We start from the raw sequence: 21,376 nt of genomic DNA on the forward strand, positions 1-21,376 counted from the left end.
CGAAACATCGGGGCTTTTTTTTAGCGGGTATATTTACATTCCACCAATGCGCAAGTCCTCCAACGTAAGCGAAACCTTGGCGCGTTTGCTTTTTCCCCCCTTTTTCAGGCGGACTCTTTCCGTGCTGAAGTGATCGTGTAACTTATCTTGCATCAGCGTGGAGAATTGGCTTTGCTCCAGGCAAATCAAATGTCGATGATCTCCCGCTTCAATAAACACCATCGGTGCCTGCATTAACTCATCATCCCAGATTACATCCAAGCCATAGGCTTCACCCAATGCCGGTACCGCCCCGGCGGCGCAGTCGCGAAAGATTTCGTGCAATTCGTCTTCGTCAACCAGCTCCATGTGGCGATCAAAAATTTGATTAAGCGTGTGGCGTAGTATCTTGTTGCGTGACGGCAGCACGCACAGGGTGTAGTGGAAATCTTCATCGCGTACCAGCACAGCCTTAGCCAGGCTGGTTTCATCAATATGCGCAATGCGCGCAGTATTAAAAGATCCTTCGCTGTATTCGTGTTCCAGAAGTGTGAAATTTACGCCTTTGGTTTTCAGGTACGTCTCAACGCTAGCAGCAACACCCATAAGACAATCTCCAGAGTGGAACGAGATACGAGTGGGTGAGGGATATTTGCTCACCATCAACCGAAGTATATGTGTCGTTTCAGGGATGCGATGGAAACTTTTTAAAGGTAAATGGAGTTCTTTATACGATTTGGATCTTTTGCAAAGCAGCGAAGAGTTTTTTGATGGGGAGTGACAATAAAAAAGCCGCCGGCCTATGGCCGACGGCTCTGAACTACATGATCAGTTGCTAGGCCAGGCTGGCGATTTTTTGTCTGACGGATGCGAGTTTTACACAGGTCACAAAGACTTGCATGGCAGCAACAACTTCCGGCACTGTCGGTACCGAAGGTGCGATACGGATATTGCGATCTTCCGGATCTTTGCCGTAGGGGTAGGTGGCACCGGCGGGGGTTAACTTGACACCGGCTTCAGCAGCCAGGCGTACGGTTTCCTTTGCGCAATTTTTACGGGTGTCAAACGACACAAAATAACCGCCAACAGGTTTTTCCCATGCGCCGAGATCAGTTCCGTCAAATGCATTGGACAGCGCACTCAAGACCGCATCGAAGCGTGGGTTTAATAAAGCAGCATGTTTTTGCATGTGTTGCATTAGCGCTGCTTTAGTGGGTAAAAACCGGGTGTGGCGGATCTGGTTGACTTTGTCTGGCCCGATAGTGCAGGTATTCAGGAATTTTTTAAAACCGGCGAGATTGGTTGAACTGGCCGCAACAAACGCAACACCGGCACCGGCGTGAGTAATCTTGGACGTTGAAGCGAACTGAATCACGGAATCCTCTGTGCCATTCCGACGTGTGGCGGCAAGGATGCTGGCTAATTGTGGCGCATTGGGCGTCAGGTCATGGACTGAGTAGGCGTTGTCCCAAAATACGCGAAAGTTGGCGCTGGCAATTTGACCCAATTTAGCAATGCGTTCAACCGTATCATCGCTATAAACCACCCCGGTCGGGTTGGAGTATTTGGGCACACACCACATGCCTTTAATGCTTTTGTCCGTTTTGATTAGCGCTTCTACCGTATCCATATCCGGGCCGTTGGCGGTCATGGGCACGTTCACCATTTTGATACCCAGCTGTTCGCACACGGTGTAGTGACGGTCGTAACCAGGCACCGGGCAAAGAAACTTCACTTCGCCCTCGTCTTTCCAGGCGCTGGCAGCATCTTTCAAGCCGAACTGGTAAGCCGTCAGCATCACCTGAAACATCAGCGTCAGGCTGCTGTTGCCGCCCACCAACACATTGGCGGGATCGACATCCATGATGTTTGCACCTAACTGCTTCGCTTCCGGCAGACCGTCGAGTCCGCCGTAATTGCGGGTATCGGTACCATCGGCGGCGGCGTAATTGCCATTGAGAATCCCATCCAGTGCATCCGAGAGCGCCAACTGCTCTGCAGAGGGCTTGCCCCGGGTCAGATCCAGATTGAGTTTTTTATCGAGAATAGCTTGATAGTCGGCAGCCAGCTGGCTTTCCCACTGGCGCAATTGTTCCGGAGTCGCTTGATCCAGTTGCAAGATCTTTACCTCAATGGTTGGTGATTGAAGGGGTGTCGAAAGACAAAACGGCCGCATTATAACCGCTCACATGAATAATTACAGGTGATCAATATCAAGTGGGGAGTAAGGGGGGGACGGGACAGTCCAGTCCATCCGCCATTGCGCGAAACAATTCAGCCTCGGTAACCGAGACGATCCCATCGTGCAATATGCATTGGCTCATGGCTTTTAACAGCAGCGGTTTTTGCAGCGCTTTCACTTGATTCAAGCGGTTAAGTGCCTCGTCCAGGTGCGCAATCTTTACGCCATTTTTGGGTAGGATATTCAGCGCTGCCAAGCGCAGATTGCTGACGGCGAGCTGAAATGCCTGACCGGCTGCGGTATCGGATGTGGCACCTGCATAGGCAAGGACACTCAATAATAATTGGCATTCATTGCGCATCTCTCGCAAGTCGTGCTGGCGAACAATAATACCGGGCTCCTGCAAATGGTGTATCACAATGCGTTGTAAAGCCCACTCCATCAGATGGATTTTTTTATCGGCCTGTATTAACAGCTCCATGCAATGTTTGAACGTCGCTTGTTGTTCAGGAGACAGTTGCTTGAGCGTCGGCAAACAAAGCTCCACCAGTGGAATGCGCAGACGCTCAGATAAAACCGTACTTTTGTAGGCAATTTTCTGTAATGCAGCCAGTTCTGTTGGTGCAATAACCTTGGCTAACACTTGCCACTGCCGTTGTTGCTGGTCAGGTTTTTTACTAAGCAATAATCCATAGAGAAGAGCGCGAGCGGAAAACGGCTCATGAGCAGCCCTGCGAACTGCTTCATCGAGTGTGGCGAGTGTCTTTTGCGCATAGTCGATATGCGCCGTACCGGGTTGTCCGATATGAGTAAATGTCGCATCAATATCGACTGTTTGCTTTGTATTTGTGTCGACAAATTGGGCGCTGCTGGGTTGCGGATCGTCTGCCAGGTCAGACGGACGAGTGTTGGTGAGGGTAATTTCCACGTGGGGATACTGTCCGTCCCAGCGGGGCTCGATACGTTTAATGCGTTGCTCAAGCGGCGGGTGTGTAGCCATCAAGGCATTAAATGCGGTGCTCACGCCTTGGCTGAAATACATATGGCTGAATTCAGCCGCGTTGACGGATTCCAATTTTGAGCCACTGACATAGCCACCGATCTTTTTTAACGCGCCGGAGATGCCACCGGGATTGCGCGTGAACTGAACCGCCGAAGCATCTGCCAGAAATTCCCGCTGGCGACTGACGGCGGCTTTGATCATGTTGCCAAAAAAAGTGCCGCCATAACCGATCACCATCAGCGCCAGCCCAATGCTTAACACGGCGGCGGGGGATTTATCCCGGCTGGAGCGAAACAGGCGGCGTTGGCTGGTGCTGCGGACCATATAATGCCCGATCAAACCGATCAGCAAGATACCGTTGAGCAGGGCTACCAGACGAATATTCAGATTCATATCACCGTGAAAAATGTGGCTGAATTCATGGGCGACAACGCCTTGTAATTCATCGCGAGTTAGCAGGCGAATACAGCCGCGGGTAATACCGATGACAGCATCCTGCGGCGTGTGTCCCGCTGCAAAGGCGTTAATCGCATCATCTTCAAGGAGGTAAACCGGAGGCACGGGTGTGCCCGATGCAATAGCCATTTCCTCGACGACGTTCAGAATCTTTCTTTCATCGGCATCGCTGGCATTGATATTGATCAGACGACCGCCCATGGCTTCGGCTACTACTCGTCCACCGCTGCGTAATTGAATTAATTTGTAGGCGCTGCCGGCAAAGACGACCCCGCAAATAATAAAGGTGATCCAGCCGAGTAATTCCCAACTCAAGGTATTGAACAGACCTTGCCACAGGCCGGTGTGTTGAGTTTCATACAAGTGGCCGGTATAGCCATCTTGTAAATAAAAGATGATGAAGGCAAAGAGTAGGGTGGTGATGAGAATCAGTGAAACGACGGCAGCACATAATAAAAGAATAAGGCGTTTGGTATTGCGGTGCGCCAGATCCTGTTGCTCAAAAAAATTCATCGATGGTGTTCCCGCGGATAAGGGGCCGAGGAGATAGTCCTGATAATCTTCCTTCTTTATATATATCTGTTTATTGGCGGTGACGCTCGCCCGCCGCAGCGGGCGCAATGATTGCAGGAATTAAAACGCAACCTTGGGGGCAGCCTGAATTTCTGCCGAGTCAGCGAATTCCAGCAAGGCGGCATCTTCATTGTGACCAAACATATTGGCAAAAAACACCGGGGGGAAGGTTTGTCTGTAAGTGTTGTAAGCCGTTACGGCATCGTTGAAAGCCTGCCGTGAAAAAGCAACTTTATTTTCGGTGCTGGTGAGTTCCTCGGATACTTGCATCATATTCTGTGACGCTTTCAGGTCCGGGTAGGCTTCCATCACCACATTTAAACGCCCCATCGCATTCGTCAATAAATTCTCGGCGCCGGCCAGCTGTTGCATGGCGCTGGCGCTGCCGGGTTCTGCGGCTGCTGCTTTCAAACCGGCCATCGCCTGGTTGCGCGCACTGATTACGGCCTCCAGGGTTTCGCGTTCGTGTTTCAGGTAGGCTTTGGCCGTTTCAACCAGATTCGGAATCAGGTCGTAACGACGTTTAAGTTGGACTTCAATTTGTGAAAAGGCATTTTGATAACGATTTTTCAGCGTAACCAGTTTGTTATAGATGCCGATAACATAGAACACCACGATGGCAATAATTACCAGTGTCACAATGGTCGAGATCATAGCCTTGTCCCCAAAAGTTGTCGTTGTGCATCCAATACTAGCACGTCATTCCAGAATTGCTGCTTGATTGATCTGCTGCCGGATGTATTTGCACCTCAATTGATGTATTCAAAGACTCGCACCACTTTTCTTACTCCACCCGTGGTCCGCGCGATATCTGTCACCAGTTCGGCCTCGCGGCGGGAAACCAGACCCATCAAAAACACGGTTTTGGCTTCGGTGATGACACGAACTCTGCTGTTGTCGATCTCTTTATTGGCAACGAGCTGGGTTTTGATCTTGGTGGTTAACCAGGTGTCGTAGGTGCGCGTTGACATAGGCACATAAGGGCCGACTTGCAGTTCATTATGCAATTGACGAACGGTGCTGATTTTGTTCACGGTGTCGCTGGCTAACTGGCGAAGGTCGTTAGTGGCCACCTGGCCGGTTAACAGCACAACACCATTGTGACTGTTGACGATGAGGCGGGCATCAGCCAGGCCGGGATGTGCCTTGATTAAATTCACCATGGCGATGGTTTCGATATTCCGGTCATCAATCTTGGCGCCCACAGTGCGTTTGCCGGGATCAACATAAATAGGTTCGCTGGTGGTGGCTTCAATGAAACGTGCGCAGCCGCTAAACAGTATCGTGAATGCGAGCAACACCAGCGTTGGAGAAAACTTCAGCATAATCAATGACTCCCGAAAAGCTGCTGATCAATCAGGTCACACAGGCAAAATAACGTAAGCAAATGGACTTCGTGAATTCTGGGATAAGAGCCCAGTGGCACACGTAATTCCAGATCGTTGACATCCAGTAAGGCGGGTATATCCCCGCCGTCGCGGCCTGTCAGGGCGATCACTTGCATGTCCTTATCGTGAGCGGCGCTGATGGCTTGCAATAAATTACTGCTGTTGCTACCGGTTGTTAACAACAACAACACGTCGCCCGGCTGCCCCAGGGACCGGACTTGTTTAGCATAGATATCGTTAAAGCTGTAATCGCTGGCGATGGCGGTTTGGGTCGTGATATCACCGCCCAGGTTCAGCGAGGGAAGGCTGGGCCGCTCTTGCTCAAATCGATTGACCAGGCTGGCAGTAAAAATTTGTGCTTGTGCAGCAGAGATGCCGTTGCCGCAGGTCAGGATTTTCTTTTCATCAAGGAGGGCATGAACAATGATGTGGCTGGCGCTGGCAATCAGCGGTGCGAGGCTTTCGCCCGCGTGCATCTTGGCTTCTATGCTTTCGTGAAAAAGGGTGATGACCCGTTGATCCATAATGCTCTTCCGCCGGAGAAATAAAAGACTGCGCGCAGGTTAATCAATGATGGCGCATGGAGCAAGGCTTGCTGAAAGTCAGGCTGCATTGAAGGCACTCCGAATCCATTCAATACTTTCCGCCTGCATACCATCCAGGGCAACGACATCAAAACGACAGGGGACTTTGTCGGTCAGCCTGCGGGTTAACAAAAAGTGTTGGGCCGCACGGGTAATTTTATGTTGCTTGCGGTAATTGACGCTCTCGGCGGCCTGGGCAAAAAAGCGATTACTGCGCAGGCGCACCTCAACAAACACCAGCATATTCTGGTCGCGCATGATCAGGTCGATTTCGCCGGCGGCACAACGATAGTTCCGCTCAATGCAGAACAATCCCTGCTGTTGTAGGAACTGCTCTGCCAACAACTCAGCCTGTGCGCCGCGCGCCGATTTATTCGTATCCTTACGTGAAAATGTCATGGTCTACTCGATATAGGTTTCAGTAACGACGGTAGGCAGCGGTTGTGCCATACCATTACGGATACGCGCCCAGATTTGCTCGCGTTCGATTCGTCCATCCGGCAATAAATGTAAAGCACCCGTGGCACCATAGATGCGCATCTCCGGTACTTGGGCCAGTTGGGGCAAACGTGGATAAAGACGGAATGCATCGATACCCAATGCATGCAAGCGGCTGTAAATAGCAGAGGATTGGGTATTTTCATCAATCATTTTTTTCTCCTGGCTGTGATTGTCGAACAACCAGGGCATGGTATTAAAACGAATGCCGTTGAGGTCCCGATCAACCCCGGGATTGGGAATGCCGGAGTAGATATGACTGGTGGCATAAACAGGGATATTACCGGCGTAGTGGAAAGCCAGTGTCGGTTTTACCTGGCGCGCCTGAGCCGGGTCAGCAATCAGGAAAATCATATCGACGTCCTGGCGACGCCGTGCTTCAAATTGCAAATTGGTGCCCAGGCGACGCTCCAGTTCTACCGCACGCGCCTGACTTTGTTCGATCTGCATTGAGCTTTTAATCACGCGCGAATAATCACCGGTGCCTATAAACTGGCTGGTGTTAACCACCGTACCGCCCAATTTCTGCCATTCCTCGGTAAATGCCTTGGCACTACGCTCACTCCAGTCTTGCGAGGGGATCATAATCATCGCAAGGCGATGGCCTTCAAGATACGCCTGACGTGCTACCTGACGCGCCTCATCCTCGGCGGCCAGACCGAATTGGTAGAGCCCCTGAACGGGCGTTACCGGTTGCGTATCCGGATAGTTCAGTGTCAATACCGGCACCGTCAGGGAAGGCAATAAACTCAGCTCGGCGACTTTTTCTTTTTCCAGTGGACCGATAATCAGCTCGGCACCGTCGGTAACTGCCTGCTCATAAGCCGCCAATACATCACCGCTGCTGTCGTACTGACGAATCAAGGGCATCAACGGGCGTTCCTTGCTGGTCCGGTAGTAGGCCGCGAAGAAGCCATCGCGCACGGCTTCACCGGCTTTAGCCAAGCGTCCCTGCAAGGGTAACAAGAGCGCGATCTGGCGCGGTTGGTTATCGATCAGGTTACGTAATAGCTGCAAGTCGCTGGGAAGATTTTGGTTGGCGGGGTGGCTGGGCCATTGGGTGCGCCAGGCATCAACCTGGGCTTGTTGGCGCTCCAGGTTAGTCTGGTTGTTTTTGCTCAGGGCAGCGAGGCTATACCAGCCACGCAGGGTATCATCCGATTCGCTCTGGCTGCGTTGCTGTAATTCGCCCTGGGACATGGTCATCAGGGTTTGCCAGATTTCTTCATGGTTGTCGGCTTCTTCTTCCGGATCGGTCAGGAGTGCGGCCAGGGTAATTCGCTCGCGTACACTATTGTGGGCTTCACCCAGCAAGGCAAAGACGCGCGCGCGCTTCTGGCGCAGGCTGATTTCAACTTGAGGGTCGAGGCTTTGCCACTGTCGTTCAAGCCTTACGTTGGTTAGAATGCCCTGCGCCAGAAAGTAGGAGCCATCTTTCAGGGCCACATTGCTCAGCAGGTCGACATACTTGATATAGGCATCGTCTTCCAGGGCGCCTGCATCCATTCCGGTCAGCAGGTTGCGCGCCCAATCGTAATCTTCGCGGGCGATCAATAATTCGGCGGCCTGTAACATCAGCCTTTCCCGTTCCGGTGAAGCGCTTTGGCTGGCTTGCTCAAGCAGCGGTTTAACCTTCGGGGCCGTGGCACTGGCTTTTCCGGGAGTCTGGGTTGTGGGTTGGCTGCTACAACTTGCCAGAATGAATGCCAGCAGCACGATTAACGTGCCGGTTATTCCTCGATTCAGCATGCCCAACACTCTCCTGACAATCGCCGTTAGAAAAAATAGAGAACGAATAATGACCAACAGTGCTTCGACATCGACCAGTTCTCCCCTTTCCGCAACCGGAGTACTGTATGTGGTCGCCACACCCATCGGCAATTTGGCCGATATGGTACCGCGAGCGGTGGAAGCACTACAAACAGTTGCACTCATCGCTGCAGAAGATACTCGACACAGTTCGCGTTTGCTCGCTCATTTTGACATTAAAACCCCGGCTATTGCTTATCACGATCACAGTGACGATCAGCGCACTGAACACATCCTGCAACGCTTGCTCAGCGGGGAGCATGTAGCGCTGATATCGGATGCCGGCACCCCGCTGGTGTCGGACCCGGGTTATCGCCTGGTACGCGAGGCTCGGCAGGCCGGTATTCAGGTCGTTCCGATACCAGGAGCCTGCGCCATGATCGCCGCGCTGTCGGCAGCGGGCTTACCTTCAGACCGTTTTGCCTTTGAAGGATTTTTGCCTGCCAAACAAACTGCCCGCTGCTCGGTCTTGCAGTCGTTGGTGAATGAAACGCGCACACTCATTTTTTACGAAGCACCGCATCGTATTCTGGAAACCTTGCGCGATATTGCGCAGATTTTTGGGGCGGAGCGGGAAGTCGTTATCGCGCGTGAGTTAACTAAAACCTTTGAAACGATTCGCGGTGGGCCGGTGGCTGAAATAACGGACTGGGTTGCGGGTGACTCCAACCAACAGCGGGGCGAAATTGTATTGCTGATTCGCGGTGCAAGCGCGCCGACTGCATCGGATATGAATGCAGAGGCCGAGCGCGTTATGCGTGTATTGCTGGAGGATTTACCGATAAAGCAGGCCGCGAGCCTGGGAGCAAAACTGACCGGATTGAAAAAGAATTTTCTGTACCAATGGGCGTTGGACAACGCAAAGAAAACATAGCGGCGACTTGCAGGCAGGCGGTTGAGGCGAGCATGCCGGAACAGGTGTTAAGCTGTTCCGGCATGTTTGTCTCTCAAGGTTAAAACCGGCGATTAAAACCGGAAAGTACCTTGCAATGCGATGGTTCGTGGTCGCTCATAAAATGCGTAATAACCGGTACCGGTACCGCCGGTGAGAATACTGGCTACAGGCAAACCGTTCGCATAGGTCACGACATTCTCATCGGTCAGGTTTTTACCGATCAACGCCAATTCCCACATCTTGTCGGCATCGCTCAGTGCAATACGCGCGTTAACTTTCATAAAGGCGTCTTGCTTCAGCTTAGGGTCGAGGGACGGTGTGGTCAGATATTCGTCGCTGAAGATCAGATCCAGCGTACTGCTCAGTTCCAACCCGCCACTTGCAAAACTGAAGGTGTGATCAATCCCCAGGTTGCCTTGGTATTCCGGCGTAAATTCGCGACGCTGACCGCTGGCATCACAGAAATTATCACCCAGGGGGGCGATGTTATCGGGCTGGTCAAAGTAGCATTGGGAATTGGGGAATTTATCGTATTCAAAATCCAGATAAGCAGCACCGCCGCGTACCAGAATGGTATCCGTAACGGCCCAGCGCCCATCAACTTCCAGACCTTGTACGATGGCTTCGGCCGCATTGGTTACGTTGAAGCTCACACCGCCGTCAAACTGGCTGGTCTGCATGTCGCTGAATTCGGAGCGGAACAACGCCAGGTTAACTTCCGCTGAGCCGCCGGCCAGGGTGAATTTTCCACCCAATTCATAATTCGTTACTTCTTCGTCTTCGAATTCGAAGGTGCCGGTGATCGGTACGGGTGAACCGCTGCTGGTGTTGAATGCATAATTATTACCTGCGCCGGGTGCTGCATTGGCGCGAACGTCAAAACCGCCGGATTTGAATCCAGTTGTGTAACTCAGGTAAATCATGTCAGTGGAATTCAGGTCATATTGCAAGTTGACCTGCGGACTGAATCCGGATTCGCTGCGATCACCCTGAACGGTGGGATAGGGCTCGATATTAAATAAACCGAACAATATATTGTATGGATCGGCTGGAGTGCCCACTGGCAGTTCTGCTCCATTTGGTGCCACGTGATATTGCCGACGACTGGCTTCCTTATCTTCTTCGGTATAGCGTCCGCCCAATGTTAAATGCCAGCTGTCAGAAATATTCCAGGTCACCTGTGCAAAGATCGCAGCCAAATCACTTTCCTGATCAAAGTTACGATTACTGGATGCGCCGCGAATCGCCGGGTTAACCGCAATGCCCAGCAAGCTGTCTGCGGGAACCCCAATCACATCATCAAACTTCAACTCACTGCTTTGAAAAAAGACACCGCCGAGATAACTGATCGTGCCATCAGTGGGCGATGCAATACGCAATTCCTGACTGATTTGTTCGTAGTCTTCCATGGAGTTGATGTTAAAAATCGGCAAGCCGACAAAGTCACAATCACACAGCTCTTCATAGTCATAGGCGTTATAGCCCGTTACCGAGGTAAAGGTGTGATCGCCAATGCCGGTTTCGATAGTGAGTGTTGCGTTTTCAGTATCGTTGTAACTGTAATCACCGTTGGACTGACGTTTGTAATCCTGCTGCGTATCCAGAACATAAGTTCCACCGGTCAATGCAGAAAGCACATTGGCATAGGGTACGGCGCCGGTAACTGACCTCTCAACCGGGCGCACCACTTCAATATTACGGCCATCGCTGTCGAAAGAGCCGTCTTCCAGTTTCAGTGTGATATTCCAGTTGTCGGTGGGTTTCCAGGCGATGGTGCCGCGAATAACCCGCTCTTCATCGCGGGATTCGTCCCGACCCAATGTGGTATTTTCAAAATAACCATCCGTTGTGCGATCCAGTAATGCAACGCGCGCGGACAATGTATCGGTGAGCGGGCCAGACACCACAAAACGCAGGTCTTCCTCGCCGTACTCCGGTTCATAAAGCGCGGTAATCTTGCCTTCAAATTCATCGGTAGGTTTGGCGGTCGTGATGCTGATTGCACCGGCGGTGCTGTTCTTGCCGAACAAAATACTTTGCGGACCACGCAGCACTTCGACACGCTCTATATCAAGGAAAGGTGCGCGCGCAAGCTGGGCGCGACCGAAGTGCACACCGTCAACAAACTGTGCGGCGGACTGCTCAAAACCCTGGTTGACGCCGGAAGTAATCCCGCGAATGGAAATATTGGTACCGATACCCGTTTGGGTCATGTTGAAGCTGGGAATGTAGTCCGCCATGCGTTCGATGCTGGTGATGCCGTCTTTCTCCAGCTTTTCTCCACCGATGGCGTTAACCGAAATGGGAACATCTTTAAGGCTTTGCACACGCTTTTGTGCGGTGACCAGAACCTCCTCCAGCGCGGGTGTTTGTGCGGTGGCGGTATGGCTTATCGCGTAGCTGACGATGAGCGCGGTAAGTAAACTCAGTTTGTAACCCTTCACTTTAGTATTCTCCTGAACTTTTTATTTGATACATGCAAACTGATGAACGATGTCCGAGGGACAAGGATTGAAATTCGTTTCTGGATTCTCCCAATAACTTTTTATTTTTTTGCCAGCGCGAATAACTGGCTAATGATATTGAAAGATGTTGTCGAGTTGATAGCTTATTTCACTAAAAGTAGCAGTGAAGTAAACTTTTTGCTGGCTTTTTGTGTATTTGTGCAAATTTTTGCGCCAGCTTGCAAATAAAGAACGAATAAGAGCCGGTCAACAGCGGTTACATCCTGACCCTTGCACTTTTTTTTTCGCGCAGTTACTGTGGCCGCTCGGAGTCGGCCCGACAGTCGCTCCGGTGTTAACTGTCCAGCTCTCATGAGTGTTGGTTGGTGCATCGGGGAGGAAAGTCCGGGCTCCACAGGGTAGAGCGCCAGGTAACGCCTGGGGGGTGTGAACCCACGGAAAGTGCAACAGAAAGCAAACCGCCTACGTATCCCTCGGGATGCCGGTAAGGGTGAAAGGGTGCGGTAAGAGCGCACCGCGCAGCTGGTAACAGTCTGCGGCACGGTAAACCCCGCTCGGAGCAAGACCAAATAGGAACCCAATGGCGCGACCCGTGCCGGGTTCGGGTAGGTTGCTTGAGGTATGTGGTGACACATATCCCAGATGAATGACTGTCCACGACAGAACCCGGCTTACAGGCTGACTCCGACATATTGATAAGCCTGAGTTTGGGGGTGTTTTTACCCCTTCACTCAGGTTTGCTACAAATGCTGCTACAAAAACGTTCCAATGGCGTCTATTATTTCCGCTGGGTTTTCCCCTTGTTATTGAGAAGTGTTCTCGGTAAACGAGAGCTCTACACCTCCCTTCGTACAAATTCAAAGAAACATGCGCTAGCCAAGGCTGGAATCTATTACATGGTTGTCGATCAATTTCAGGTTATTCAAGACCGCTACGAACGAGGCGAGCTATCCTACGACGAATATAGCAATCAGGCGTACGAGCACTTCATGCGGCTCAACGCTCAAGTTCTCGCTAAAGGATTAAGGGGTTATAGTCCTTCCGATTACCAAGAGTTGCAGAGGCAAAAGACGAACCTTGATAAAAGTTTAGACATGATCATTCAGAGCAGGCTTAACAAAAAAGCGGAAATTGCAGGTGGGGTGACCATTTATCAAAGAATCTGGGAGCATATCAGTTCTACTCCGCAATTGAAGCTTTTCAAGGTCATGGGAGATCACCTGAGCGTAGATCCTGTGATGTTTGAGCGATATCTCAACGATATTGTCTCCCTTTTTCATTGGGTCATGGAGGAGACGAAGAAAAAGCTGCACGGTACAAATATCGTGCCTGAGCTTCCCTCCTATTTGCTCGACGGAATTGCCGGAAGTGTTGATGGGCTTGTTTCAGAGGATGCTTCAACAGCATGCATATTGTTTTCATCGCTCTTCGATGAGTTTATGACCGCTAAAATAAGCCTATCCCCAAGAGATCAAAGTGAACTGAGAGCAAACTTTCCTATCTTTCTGCATTTCATTGGTGATTTACCGTTAAATCTTATCACCTCTAGGTCCATCAAAATTTGCTTACAGAAGTGCCAGCTGCTGCCTCGTCGCAATCTCGGAATGTATAAAGACAAGTCCATTGCAGAGCTGGCTGCAATGGATATACCGGAGGAGCATAGGGTCGCTGCCCGTACAGTTGCCAATTTTAAGAAGCAGTTACAAAGAATCTTCGTTTTTGCCAAAGAGATGGAGTATGTAACGGAATCTCCCGCATCTAACGTAAAGTTGGATTTGAATCTAAAAAGAGCAAGGGGAAATTTCTCGGTAAATCAGATGGTTGTATTGCTTCATGGCGCTCAAGGCGATAAGCATGAATGGCGGAAATGGATTGTTTTGATTGGTGCCTATACAGGGGCGAGATTAGGGGAAATAGTTGATCTCGTGAAGCAAAATGTCAGACGTGACGATGACTCCCAAGTGCTTTATTTCCATATACCCGACGGCAAAACAGCGAACGCTATCCGAAATATCCCTGTGCACTCTAAGCTCGTCGAGCTTGGGCTGCTCCAGTATTTGGAATCGCTAACGTCACAGCGTCTGTTTCCGGATAAAGTGAAATCTCGAACAATTACAGGCTGGTTTCCCTCATTTCGCGATAAATTGGGTGTTCCCTCGACCAATGACTTCGGGGAGTCGCTAACTTTTCACAGTATCAGGCACTCTTTCATCACGAGCATGCGAGCAACTGGAGCTACTACGATTCAGGTACAGCAGCTAGTGGGACATGAAAGTACGGAGGGGGGAGTGACAGAGGTGTACACAGGAAGGTTTACACCCGGACAGCTTAAGCCCGTTGTGGAAATGGTGAAGTATCTGGATTGAGGGTAGGAAACCCTCCGATTATCTATTGAACAAAGTGGGTTATGTATATCTAGCTTGTTAATTGAACGGGGTGAAGGGATACCCTGATGTAGCTGAAAAAGGCGCAATTGGGCTTTAAAGGTAAGCTCCCCCTTCGCGCTACCTGCCGCTGGAGTTTGGTTTGCCCATCTCGGGCCACAATGGCGAGCGCTCGCAATAGCTGAACAAAGCCAACTTAGTACAAGCCACCTTTGATAGTTGATTTTTCGCCTGAATGTCCTCAGTAAGTTTATTTTTGTTGTAAAATAAAAAAATATATGATTAAATTGAAATATTTTTACAAATAAGTCTGGACAACCTCGTATTTTGTGCTATCTTGCCTGCCGAAGCCCGTAACTACAGGCTTTTGGCTGATTTTCCCTCTGGAATTTCCTCGCTCTCGTAATCTCTCTCGTCTTCTCGCAGATGCAGAAGCGGCGGGGGTTTTATTGCATTTTGGGCGTGTCTGAAATTGAGGGATCATTATTGGGATAAGTTAATAGGCAGTAGGGAGGTACTCAGTACAGGAATGTGTTTTAGAGAAGTATATTGCAGGGATGAATATGAAAGTTATCGGATCATGGATGAAGGCAGGATGCGTAAGGGGAAGGTTAGTAGTTTTTATCTTCCCATATTAGAAGGAATTCACAGGTTAGGAGTTTCGGCTAGAGATGGTCGGATGGTCCAGCCAGAAGCAATTATGCTTAGCTTCGCGTTTACCGAGGGTTTTGAAGACTTTCCGATATCGACGGTGATGGACCGGATTAGAGATACATTTAGGAAGGTCCGTAAATCTAGTAGGAAAAAGGCTAGTACATTTAAAGTCAAATATTTGTGGGTTAAAGAGACTAAATATCTGACTCCTTCAGACCCTGAGTATGAAGGATCCCTCTCCAAAGATGAAAAGCTTCGCTACCTATCGGCTGCCAGTGACGATTGTCCAGTGCCTTACCCTCACTATCACATGATATTGATACTTGATGGGCACAAGGGTACATGGTCGGCGGTACGCCTAGTGATGCAGCGTTTAGTAGAACAGGGAGTTGTAAGGCCTGGATTCCACTTCAGCGAAAACAACGTGACGGGTGGCAGGACCATCGATTTAAGAGCTGAGGATGGGTTTCAGGATTACATGTATCGTGCAAGTTATCTGGCCAAAACAGATACAAAAGAGTTTGACAACAAGCGGCTTTGGTCGATGAGTCAGTAGATTAGTAGCCCCCTTCAGATTGAGCGCAATCAAATTAAATGATGAATCAAATCGGCACTAATAAGTGGCCGCAGCTTAAACTATTGCATCGATTTTAGTAAGGAGAGATATAAACAACATACGGAGTTTAAAAATGAACATTAATAAAGAAAACCTGCTCCACGGAGCAGTAATTCAACAAATTGTTGAATGTAAGAACCATACGAGTATCAATTCCTTAGAAGTTCAAGGAAAGAAAGTTCCCTGCGCTTACCAAGTCAATAATTTTGCGGTTTTTTGTAAGTATAGTTCGGAAAAGCGGAGATCGGGTGAGTACGTCTTCAACTTCGAAGCATCTTCGCTGGAGGCAATCTCCTTTAGTGAGCAGCGCCAGAAAACCCATATTGCGTTGATTTGCGTAGAGGATCTTCAGATTTGCCCAATTGATGCTTCGTTGCTCAGGGAAATGATGGCGAAAAGGTATGAGCTTTTAGGCAAGCGCGAGACCACCTTGACGGTTTTCGTGAAAATTGACCGGAGTTTCAAGGTTTATGCCAGTTCTGGTGCTCGCGGAAAACCGATCTGCGTTACTACTGTCTACAAAAAATCATTTCCGGAACAACTCTTTTCGTGAAAGAGGTAGTTGCCCCTTGGTAAACAAGGGGCAACTTTCTACTTTGTCCAAATAAGCATAATTGCGGTGATTAAGGACAGCGCGCAAATTGCTTTAGTAGTTGCTCCTAGTTTGTCTAAAGTTCTCAGCAAGTTATTAATTCCATTTAAGTCACTTCTACGTTCTTCTTCGATTATTACTATAACTAATTTATCTGCTTCATCAGACAGAACAATTTTTTCGTTCGCCATGTAGTCTGTTCCTAATGTTGGCTGGGAATCTATGTTGAGATTGCGCAACAGTTGGAGCAGTAACGTCATCCTTGCCGTCGGCTGTCGGCTTCAGCTTCCTTTGCAGCGGCGTAAAAGTGCCAGCCTCTCGCCTGATATTGACGGTTGGAGCTAGCACCATAAGACGATGAAGTGCTTTTTCCAGATCAAGCTTCAGTTCGACCAAAGACTTACGGTCGGAAGCTCTGGGTAGAGAATTCAGGATGCGGCACACTTCCTGTAATGGCCGTAAAAGTGCCTCACGAGCGACAACGAATCTATCTCTCAAAGAACCACCTCTTTTTCGCAGCCAGCATTTTTTAGAACAATTGCACCGCCTGTAGCCTGATTGTCTACAGCAAGCTTCAACAGTGTCAGGGATTTTCGCAATACATCGGAATTATTGGATAAATGCAGGGCGACTTTAAGTTCATCTATGAGGTCCAGGGTGTGTTCGTCAAATCTGTAAGATCTAAGAATCTTATTCATACTATCTTCGCCATATCGTGTATATACAAATTATATACAATTTGCTCTGCTGTCAAGGAACGTTGCGGCTTATAAAACGACCGTTAAATGAGCCCTTGGATTTTGCTATTTATAGGTATTAATAAAATAGCCTTTTCTTTTGGTGACACCTTCGTTATGATACCAACACCTTAAACGATACCATGGATTATAAATGAGTCGGACATTTGCCTATTGCCGAGTTAGCACCACTGACCAAAACACTTCTAATCAGCTAATAGAAATAGCCTCTGCTGGCTTCGCTGTAGAGCCCCACAGGGCTTTTGAGGAAGTAATCTCTGGCTCTGTTCAGGCCAAGCAGAGACCGGTCTGGAATAAGCTTCTAGAGCGTTTGGAGATGGGTGATGTACTGGTGGTGACTAAGTTGGATCGATTAGGTCGGAATGCAATTGATGTACGGAGTACCGTAGATGAATTGGCATCAAGAGAGGTCAAGGTTCATTGCTTGGCTCTTGGCGGTGCGGATTTAACTAGCGCGGCAGGGAGGATGACAATGCAAGTGCTTTCGGCAGTGGCTGAATTCGAACGTGATCTATTGATCGAGCGAACTCAGGCCGGTTTGGAGCGCGCCAAAGCTGAGGGTAAAAAGCTCGGACGTCCGGAAGCGACTGAAACAAAACAAAAGGTGCAGAGCTTGAAGCAACAGATGTTCACTCAGGTTCAAGTGGCGGCTAAGCTGGGGGTGAGTCTCCCAACTGTAAAAAGGCATTGGAAATTAGCATAATCTAACGACGCAGATATTTTAGAATTCTGGAAAGTGTGATGGTTTTCCCATCCCGAGAGGGTTAAGCCCTTCGGCGTAATATCTTGTGATTCTCATGGGGTATTATTTTCTCTCCAATTGTCTGAAGGAGAGAGTGCAATGTTGGCGTCTCACATGGATGCAGAGCAGAGATACACTGAGCTGAGAAAGCTAGCTTTAGAGTATGCGCAGGCTGATAAATCAAAAAGTAACCTCAAGCTTTCTCTTATCACCCCGCAAGCCTTGAAGGCAGCGAAATCCTGGACGACTTCCACCTCCCGAAAAGTAGACTGGGATTGGCTTGAAGGTTATTCGTCATTCAAATTTAGATACCCCAAACGCTTTGAAGTGGCGCTTTGGCAGTCAGCAAATCTAATAACCCTGTCTATAGGACGTCCGACCTACAACGGAACGGCACTAAGACTAGACTTCATTGAGGCAAGGCCAAAAGATCTTGGCCCACGACCGTCAGTATTCGGTGAAGTATTGGTGGCATACGGTATTTATGCCCGTTTACTCAATGCCAAGCAAATCAGAATCATGCATCCAATTGATGACGGCGTGAAATCCTATTATTCATCTTTTGGATACACTTATGTTCCTAAAAAAGACTATTTATACAGAGATGTACTGTGATGGCAGACAAGATTAGCGGCATCGACAAGGCTCGCCATAAAAAAGCTGAGAAAAAAGTCTGGACGCTTGAAGAAATCAAAAAGCGAGCGGAAGAGGAGCGTGCTGCTTATGAAAAACTCGCGGAAAATGAGCCGGATAGTCTCGTTTCTGGGGGTGATATGAAAAAGATTCTTGAGGAAGTTGATGATGAAGAAGACGATTCCAAATAAAGCGCAATTTGAATTAGATAAACAAAAAAGACCTCTTGACGGTGAGGTATCGGTTAAGGATGCTCGAATACGGGCAGCTTTTTTTGCTGCCCAAGAGAAAATGCTTATTAAGAAGAGGCAATAGGTTAATCAGATACGGATTCAACAGGTACAAATAGCTTGTACCCTTCGTAACGTATAGTGGCATTGATGAACCCGCGCTTTATCACAGATATTGCATCTCCGGCTCTTAAAACTATACAATCACCGTTGCTGACAAGCTGATTCATCCCATATCCGTCTCCATCAATAATATATCTGCCAAATTCCCCCAATAAATCATCTGTCTTGCAGGCAGGAGTTTGGAATTTTATAAATGAGCCGGTGTTACGTGTGCTACTTTTGGCTGTAAGGCCAGAGCTTGGTCGAGAGGCTACCGCGTCCGAACGCCGATTTTTAAGTTCTAATAATGCTTGCTTTTCTTTCTTCTCAAAGGCTCCTTTCAAGTCTTCCCCAATTTTGGATAATAGGAGATTTAAGGTCTCATTTGCCCAAGCGATATCGTGATCGGGATTGCTGATACGAAAAAGTTCTCCATAATTGTTGATTGACTCTCTTTCCGTATTGTCGCCAACTGTAGTGATATGAGCGTAATCCACCCCATTTTTTCTTTTTTCTTCAATCTTCTTGTTTGCTGCTGCTAAAAGATATGCGTCTTTCGGGTTGGTTTTATTAACTATTTGAAAAGTTAATTGTTCGTAATGTGCAAGTTTTTGAGGTTCAGAGCGAATGTTTACTTGTACTGGAGCGTAAATTTTCCCACTGTTGATGGCTTCGATTAGCTTGATTCTATAACCTGACAGCTGATGAATAAGCTTATTGATTTGCACTTTTTCTCCGGGATCTATAGTTCCTTGATTTATTTGGGAGATATAGATTTTCTGAACATCTTTCAAATTATTCAAATCTTTTTCTACTATTTTTTCAGCTTTTTCTGTTGAAAGAATAAAACTTGCTGGAGAGGTCGGGTCGAAATAGAAGGCTCGGGTTCCATCAAATCCAAAGATAAACTTATTCTGGAGTGATCCTTCATATTCAATTCTTTTTTGTTCGATGCTTTTATTTTCCTCATATTCTCTTCGTTCTTGCTGAAACCATTTTTGTTTAACTTGGGAATCCAAAAATGCCGAGCAGCTATCAATAATAGCTGCTTCTCTTTTGCATGTGCTGTGGTCAAACTCGCTGGTGACACAGAGATTTCTAGGTTCATTTGTGTAGCAGCTTTTAGCGTATTGGCTATTATGGGCACAGCCAGAGATTCCCAGACCAATGAAGTAAATAAAAGCAAGGAAGATAATTCTTCTTGTCATTCGAAATTCTCCCTAGTTTAGATAATATTTTTTGCTGAAACTTACATTGATCGGAGCACCCTCATATAAGCAAGATACCCCAACCTTCATTTTACGTTGGTGATCGTAATAAGTGTGGTAATGAATTTGCTTTCGAGCCAATTCGAGAGACCTCGAATCTATGCTCAAGGCGGAGAGTACCGGAGGAGAGTTGAACTCCCTCTCGGGATGGCAGGGTTCCGTCTCAATTAAGTCAATGTTTACAAATGATATGTAACTATCGCGCGTTTCTAAAAGCAGGTGAGCCAAATTTGAATCCACAATTATATTGCTTACTGGATTAGGCTTGGCCCCCAGTTTTAATGATGCTTCTGTGGTTTTCATCCCCAAATATTGAAATGGTTCTGAAAAAGGCGGTGATAAGTTAGTTAACTTCTTCTCTGGTAAGAGTAGGGTGGGAGGTGTTTTGGCGGTTGCTGTTGGAGTTGTGGTCTTCGGCGGTTTTTCTCCTAAGAGGCCCCCAATAGCTCCCATTACGGCCAGAATAATTATCACCCCTGTGCATCCTATCGATGATTGCTTAGGAGGTTTCCCTCCACACTTTGGGCAGGTTTTGGCCGATGTACTAACAGGTGAACCACAATCACGGCATTGTCGAAGGGCCATTATTTTATCAATCCTTAGTGTGAACTTGGGTCTCTAATGTCACGATTAGTGTGTTCACGATTAAAGCACATAAACTCACACTCTGGGAATGCCCAATGTATCCATTCGCAGAAAATTTGGTGATCGCATTCGACAGTTGCGCCTATCTACGGGCATGACGCAGGAGGCTTTTGCTGATCATGTTGGATTTGCGAGAACATACATGTCTAGAGTAGAGACGGGGGGAGCCAATCCCAGCCTCGATGCAATCAAAACTCTCGCCGATGGCCTTAAAGTAGATATCAGTGTACTTTTTGAAGGTTTATAGTAAGGGGCTGATTATTTTTTAGTCTTCCGTCCTTGGGTTTCTGCTATTTCTGCGAACTTGGCTAATGACAACTTATACCAATCCTTCCCGTTCTTAGGTGACCATAGGACGCCGGAGGGTTTGACGCGAATATGCCCTACTACTTTTCCTTCGGAATCAAGAATTTCATGATCTTCATATTTCTTGGGTCGGAACGAATTAACTTTATTGGTTTTGAGTGGGAGTTTTTCTGTGTTGGTCATCTGAGTAATCCTTGATGTGAGGCCGGCGTTGGTTTCTACGGTAAGGTATAGCTTTTGCGTTTCGGTTCTGCAAGTTGCTGCTACACCTATTGCTACAAAACTTTCGCTAGGGTAGGCTTCGGTCCTTGATGTACCTATAGCACTCCCGGCTTACAGGCTGACTCCGAATTACTTTCCTCTTCAGTTGTTGGTTAGAACACATTCCTCTATAGAACCTACTTTTCAATACAAAATAATCACTCTCTTAATGTAATACATTAAGTTCGTACTCTATCTCATTGTATTTTCCTCAGGTCTCTCTGATTCCACATTTCGGTTTTCGCCAAAACCCTGTTTATCCCCACAGTTATCCGGTTTTTTCCCTGCAAAATCCCGTCACATCCGCGCCATTGCTGGCTTGACTTTGCTTTTACCGCATTTATAGTGTGCTC

At 48.3% G+C, this 21,376-nt stretch carries 23 protein-coding genes and 1 other RNA gene; 10 read left to right on the forward strand and 14 right to left on the reverse strand.

Features of this window, described 5'->3' with window-relative positions:
* Positions 1-33: 33 nt before the first annotated feature.
* From ACSV5M_RS19125 to ACSV5M_RS19160, 8 genes are all read right to left on the reverse strand, one after another.
* Positions 34-585: an aminoacyl-tRNA deacylase gene (locus ACSV5M_RS19125; protein ID WP_439178195.1), complete on the reverse strand. Its 552-nt coding sequence runs from the start codon at positions 583-585 to the stop codon at positions 34-36.
* A 229-nt stretch (positions 586-814) separates the two neighbouring features.
* A complete protein-coding gene (locus ACSV5M_RS19130) occupies positions 815-2,098 on the reverse strand; it encodes an aminotransferase class I/II-fold pyridoxal phosphate-dependent enzyme (RefSeq protein ID WP_439178197.1) in 1,284 nt (427 codons plus the stop codon).
* A 94-nt stretch (positions 2,099-2,192) separates the two neighbouring features.
* A complete protein-coding gene (locus tag ACSV5M_RS19135) occupies positions 2,193-4,133 on the reverse strand; it encodes a M48 family metallopeptidase (protein WP_439178199.1) in 1,941 nt (646 codons plus the stop codon).
* Between the two features lie 120 nt (positions 4,134-4,253).
* Positions 4,254-4,847, reverse strand: coding sequence for a LemA family protein (locus ACSV5M_RS19140; RefSeq protein WP_439178200.1), 594 nt, complete (start codon positions 4,845-4,847; stop codon positions 4,254-4,256).
* A 95-nt stretch (positions 4,848-4,942) separates the two neighbouring features.
* Positions 4,943-5,518: a BON domain-containing protein gene (locus ACSV5M_RS19145; RefSeq protein ID WP_439178202.1), complete on the reverse strand. Its 576-nt coding sequence runs from the start codon at positions 5,516-5,518 to the stop codon at positions 4,943-4,945.
* A 2-nt stretch (positions 5,519-5,520) separates the two neighbouring features.
* On the reverse strand, positions 5,521-6,105 hold the full coding sequence (locus ACSV5M_RS19150) for an SIS domain-containing protein (RefSeq protein ID WP_439178203.1): 585 nt from the start codon (positions 6,103-6,105) through the stop codon (positions 5,521-5,523).
* Positions 6,106-6,183: 78 nt separating this feature from the next.
* On the reverse strand, positions 6,184-6,564 hold the full coding sequence (locus ACSV5M_RS19155) for a YraN family protein (protein ID WP_439178205.1): 381 nt from the start codon (positions 6,562-6,564) through the stop codon (positions 6,184-6,186).
* A gap of 3 nt (positions 6,565-6,567) precedes the next feature.
* Positions 6,568-8,412, reverse strand: a complete 1,845-nt coding sequence (locus tag ACSV5M_RS19160; protein ID WP_439178207.1) for a penicillin-binding protein activator — start codon at positions 8,410-8,412, stop codon at positions 6,568-6,570.
* Positions 8,413-8,461: 49 nt separating this feature from the next.
* On the opposite strand from ACSV5M_RS19160, the gene rsmI reads away from it, so the two are divergent.
* Positions 8,462-9,346 carry a 16S rRNA (cytidine(1402)-2'-O)-methyltransferase gene (rsmI, locus tag ACSV5M_RS19165; RefSeq protein ID WP_439178209.1) on the forward strand — a complete coding sequence of 295 codons (885 nt, stop codon included), beginning with the start codon at positions 8,462-8,464 and terminating at the stop codon, positions 9,344-9,346.
* A 92-nt stretch (positions 9,347-9,438) separates the two neighbouring features.
* Here the strand turns inward: rsmI and ACSV5M_RS19170 are convergent, their stop codons facing one another.
* Positions 9,439-11,811, reverse strand: coding sequence for a TonB-dependent receptor (locus ACSV5M_RS19170; protein WP_439178210.1), 2,373 nt, complete (start codon positions 11,809-11,811; stop codon positions 9,439-9,441).
* A gap of 328 nt (positions 11,812-12,139) precedes the next feature.
* Here ACSV5M_RS19170 and rnpB point away from each other — a divergent pair.
* The 4 genes from rnpB to ACSV5M_RS19190 all read left to right on the forward strand — a co-directional run bounded on the left by rnpB (position 12,140) and on the right by ACSV5M_RS19190 (position 16,039).
* Positions 12,140-12,522, forward strand: an RNA gene (gene rnpB, locus ACSV5M_RS19175) — RNase P RNA component class A.
* Positions 12,523-12,578: 56 nt separating this feature from the next.
* Positions 12,579-14,198 carry a tyrosine-type recombinase/integrase gene (locus tag ACSV5M_RS19180; RefSeq protein WP_439178212.1) on the forward strand — a complete coding sequence of 540 codons (1,620 nt, stop codon included), beginning with the start codon at positions 12,579-12,581 and terminating at the stop codon, positions 14,196-14,198.
* A 598-nt stretch (positions 14,199-14,796) separates the two neighbouring features.
* Positions 14,797-15,426 (forward strand): hypothetical protein, encoded by a 630-nt coding sequence (locus ACSV5M_RS19185; RefSeq protein ID WP_439178213.1) that lies wholly within the window; start codon positions 14,797-14,799, stop codon positions 15,424-15,426.
* Positions 15,427-15,559: 133 nt separating this feature from the next.
* Complete coding sequence (locus ACSV5M_RS19190) at positions 15,560-16,039, forward strand: hypothetical protein (RefSeq protein ID WP_439178215.1); 480 nt, start codon at positions 15,560-15,562, stop codon at positions 16,037-16,039.
* A 38-nt stretch (positions 16,040-16,077) separates the two neighbouring features.
* Here the strand turns inward: ACSV5M_RS19190 and ACSV5M_RS19195 are convergent, their stop codons facing one another.
* Positions 16,078-16,269, reverse strand: a complete 192-nt coding sequence (locus ACSV5M_RS19195) for a hypothetical protein (RefSeq protein WP_439178217.1) — start codon at positions 16,267-16,269, stop codon at positions 16,078-16,080.
* Positions 16,270-16,572: 303 nt separating this feature from the next.
* Positions 16,573-16,776, reverse strand: a complete 204-nt coding sequence (locus ACSV5M_RS19200) for a hypothetical protein (RefSeq protein ID WP_439178218.1) — start codon at positions 16,774-16,776, stop codon at positions 16,573-16,575.
* 193 nt (positions 16,777-16,969) lie between these two features.
* On the opposite strand from ACSV5M_RS19200, the gene ACSV5M_RS19205 reads away from it, so the two are divergent.
* The 4 genes from ACSV5M_RS19205 (at position 16,970) to ACSV5M_RS19220 (ending at position 18,526) form a co-directional block, all read left to right on the forward strand.
* Positions 16,970-17,539 carry a recombinase family protein gene (locus ACSV5M_RS19205; protein ID WP_439178219.1) on the forward strand — a complete coding sequence of 190 codons (570 nt, stop codon included), beginning with the start codon at positions 16,970-16,972 and terminating at the stop codon, positions 17,537-17,539.
* 138 nt (positions 17,540-17,677) lie between these two features.
* Positions 17,678-18,193: a hypothetical protein gene (locus ACSV5M_RS19210; protein WP_439178220.1), complete on the forward strand. Its 516-nt coding sequence runs from the start codon at positions 17,678-17,680 to the stop codon at positions 18,191-18,193.
* Positions 18,193-18,402 (forward strand): hypothetical protein, encoded by a 210-nt coding sequence (locus ACSV5M_RS19215; protein WP_439178222.1) that lies wholly within the window; start codon positions 18,193-18,195, stop codon positions 18,400-18,402. The genes ACSV5M_RS19210 and ACSV5M_RS19215 overlap by 1 nt, the downstream gene beginning before the upstream one ends.
* Positions 18,380-18,526: a hypothetical protein gene (locus ACSV5M_RS19220; protein ID WP_439178224.1), complete on the forward strand. Its 147-nt coding sequence runs from the start codon at positions 18,380-18,382 to the stop codon at positions 18,524-18,526. Before ACSV5M_RS19215 ends, ACSV5M_RS19220 begins: the two co-directional genes overlap by 23 nt.
* Position 18,527: 1 nt before the next feature.
* On the opposite strand, the gene ACSV5M_RS19225 is transcribed toward ACSV5M_RS19220, so the two are convergent.
* Both ACSV5M_RS19225 and ACSV5M_RS19230 read right to left on the reverse strand, forming a co-directional pair.
* Complete coding sequence (locus tag ACSV5M_RS19225) at positions 18,528-19,751, reverse strand: hypothetical protein (protein ID WP_439178226.1); 1,224 nt, start codon at positions 19,749-19,751, stop codon at positions 18,528-18,530.
* A gap of 12 nt (positions 19,752-19,763) precedes the next feature.
* A complete protein-coding gene (locus ACSV5M_RS19230; protein ID WP_439178227.1) occupies positions 19,764-20,285 on the reverse strand; it encodes a hypothetical protein in 522 nt (173 codons plus the stop codon).
* Between the two features lie 199 nt (positions 20,286-20,484).
* Here ACSV5M_RS19230 and ACSV5M_RS19235 point away from each other — a divergent pair, with 199 nt between their 5' ends.
* Positions 20,485-20,703, forward strand: a complete 219-nt coding sequence (locus ACSV5M_RS19235; protein WP_439178228.1) for a helix-turn-helix domain-containing protein — start codon at positions 20,485-20,487, stop codon at positions 20,701-20,703.
* An 11-nt stretch (positions 20,704-20,714) separates the two neighbouring features.
* Here ACSV5M_RS19235 and ACSV5M_RS19240 read toward each other — a convergent pair whose 3' ends face one another.
* On the reverse strand, positions 20,715-20,945 hold the full coding sequence (locus ACSV5M_RS19240) for a hypothetical protein (RefSeq protein ID WP_439178230.1): 231 nt from the start codon (positions 20,943-20,945) through the stop codon (positions 20,715-20,717).
* Positions 20,946-21,376: the final 431 nt, after the last annotated feature.

The organism is Cellvibrio sp. ARAG 10.3 (genome assembly GCF_051846955.1).
Lineage (GTDB): Bacteria > Pseudomonadota > Gammaproteobacteria > Pseudomonadales > Cellvibrionaceae > Cellvibrio.

Bases quoted from the DNA above. Each gene is read 5' to 3' on its own strand.
- ACSV5M_RS19125 (WP_439178195.1), bottom strand. From the start codon at position 585: ATGGGTGTTGCTGCTAGCGTTGAGACGTACCTGAAAACCAAAGGCGTA.
- ACSV5M_RS19135 (WP_439178199.1), bottom strand. From the start codon at position 4,133: ATGAATTTTTTTGAGCAACAGGATCTGGCGCACCGCAATACCAAACGC.
- ACSV5M_RS19140 (WP_439178200.1), bottom strand. From the start codon at position 4,847: ATGATCTCGACCATTGTGACACTGGTAATTATTGCCATCGTGGTGTTC.
- ACSV5M_RS19145 (WP_439178202.1), bottom strand. From the start codon at position 5,518: ATGCTGAAGTTTTCTCCAACGCTGGTGTTGCTCGCATTCACGATACTG.
- ACSV5M_RS19150 (WP_439178203.1), bottom strand. From the start codon at position 6,105: ATGGATCAACGGGTCATCACCCTTTTTCACGAAAGCATAGAAGCCAAG.
- ACSV5M_RS19155 (WP_439178205.1), bottom strand. From the start codon at position 6,564: ATGACATTTTCACGTAAGGATACGAATAAATCGGCGCGCGGCGCACAG.
- ACSV5M_RS19160 (WP_439178207.1), bottom strand. From the start codon at position 8,412: ATGCTGAATCGAGGAATAACCGGCACGTTAATCGTGCTGCTGGCATTC.
- rsmI (WP_439178209.1), top strand. From the start codon at position 8,462: ATGACCAACAGTGCTTCGACATCGACCAGTTCTCCCCTTTCCGCAACC.
- ACSV5M_RS19180 (WP_439178212.1), top strand. From the start codon at position 12,579: ATGCTGCTACAAAAACGTTCCAATGGCGTCTATTATTTCCGCTGGGTT.
- ACSV5M_RS19185 (WP_439178213.1), top strand. From the start codon at position 14,797: ATGGATGAAGGCAGGATGCGTAAGGGGAAGGTTAGTAGTTTTTATCTT.
- ACSV5M_RS19190 (WP_439178215.1), top strand. From the start codon at position 15,560: ATGAACATTAATAAAGAAAACCTGCTCCACGGAGCAGTAATTCAACAA.
- ACSV5M_RS19195 (WP_439178217.1), bottom strand. From the start codon at position 16,269: ATGGCGAACGAAAAAATTGTTCTGTCTGATGAAGCAGATAAATTAGTT.
- ACSV5M_RS19200 (WP_439178218.1), bottom strand. From the start codon at position 16,776: ATGAATAAGATTCTTAGATCTTACAGATTTGACGAACACACCCTGGAC.
- ACSV5M_RS19205 (WP_439178219.1), top strand. From the start codon at position 16,970: ATGAGTCGGACATTTGCCTATTGCCGAGTTAGCACCACTGACCAAAAC.
- ACSV5M_RS19210 (WP_439178220.1), top strand. From the start codon at position 17,678: ATGTTGGCGTCTCACATGGATGCAGAGCAGAGATACACTGAGCTGAGA.
- ACSV5M_RS19215 (WP_439178222.1), top strand. From the start codon at position 18,193: ATGGCAGACAAGATTAGCGGCATCGACAAGGCTCGCCATAAAAAAGCT.
- ACSV5M_RS19220 (WP_439178224.1), top strand. From the start codon at position 18,380: ATGAAGAAGACGATTCCAAATAAAGCGCAATTTGAATTAGATAAACAA.
- ACSV5M_RS19225 (WP_439178226.1), bottom strand. From the start codon at position 19,751: ATGACAAGAAGAATTATCTTCCTTGCTTTTATTTACTTCATTGGTCTG.
- ACSV5M_RS19235 (WP_439178228.1), top strand. From the start codon at position 20,485: ATGCCCAATGTATCCATTCGCAGAAAATTTGGTGATCGCATTCGACAG.
- ACSV5M_RS19240 (WP_439178230.1), bottom strand. From the start codon at position 20,945: ATGACCAACACAGAAAAACTCCCACTCAAAACCAATAAAGTTAATTCG.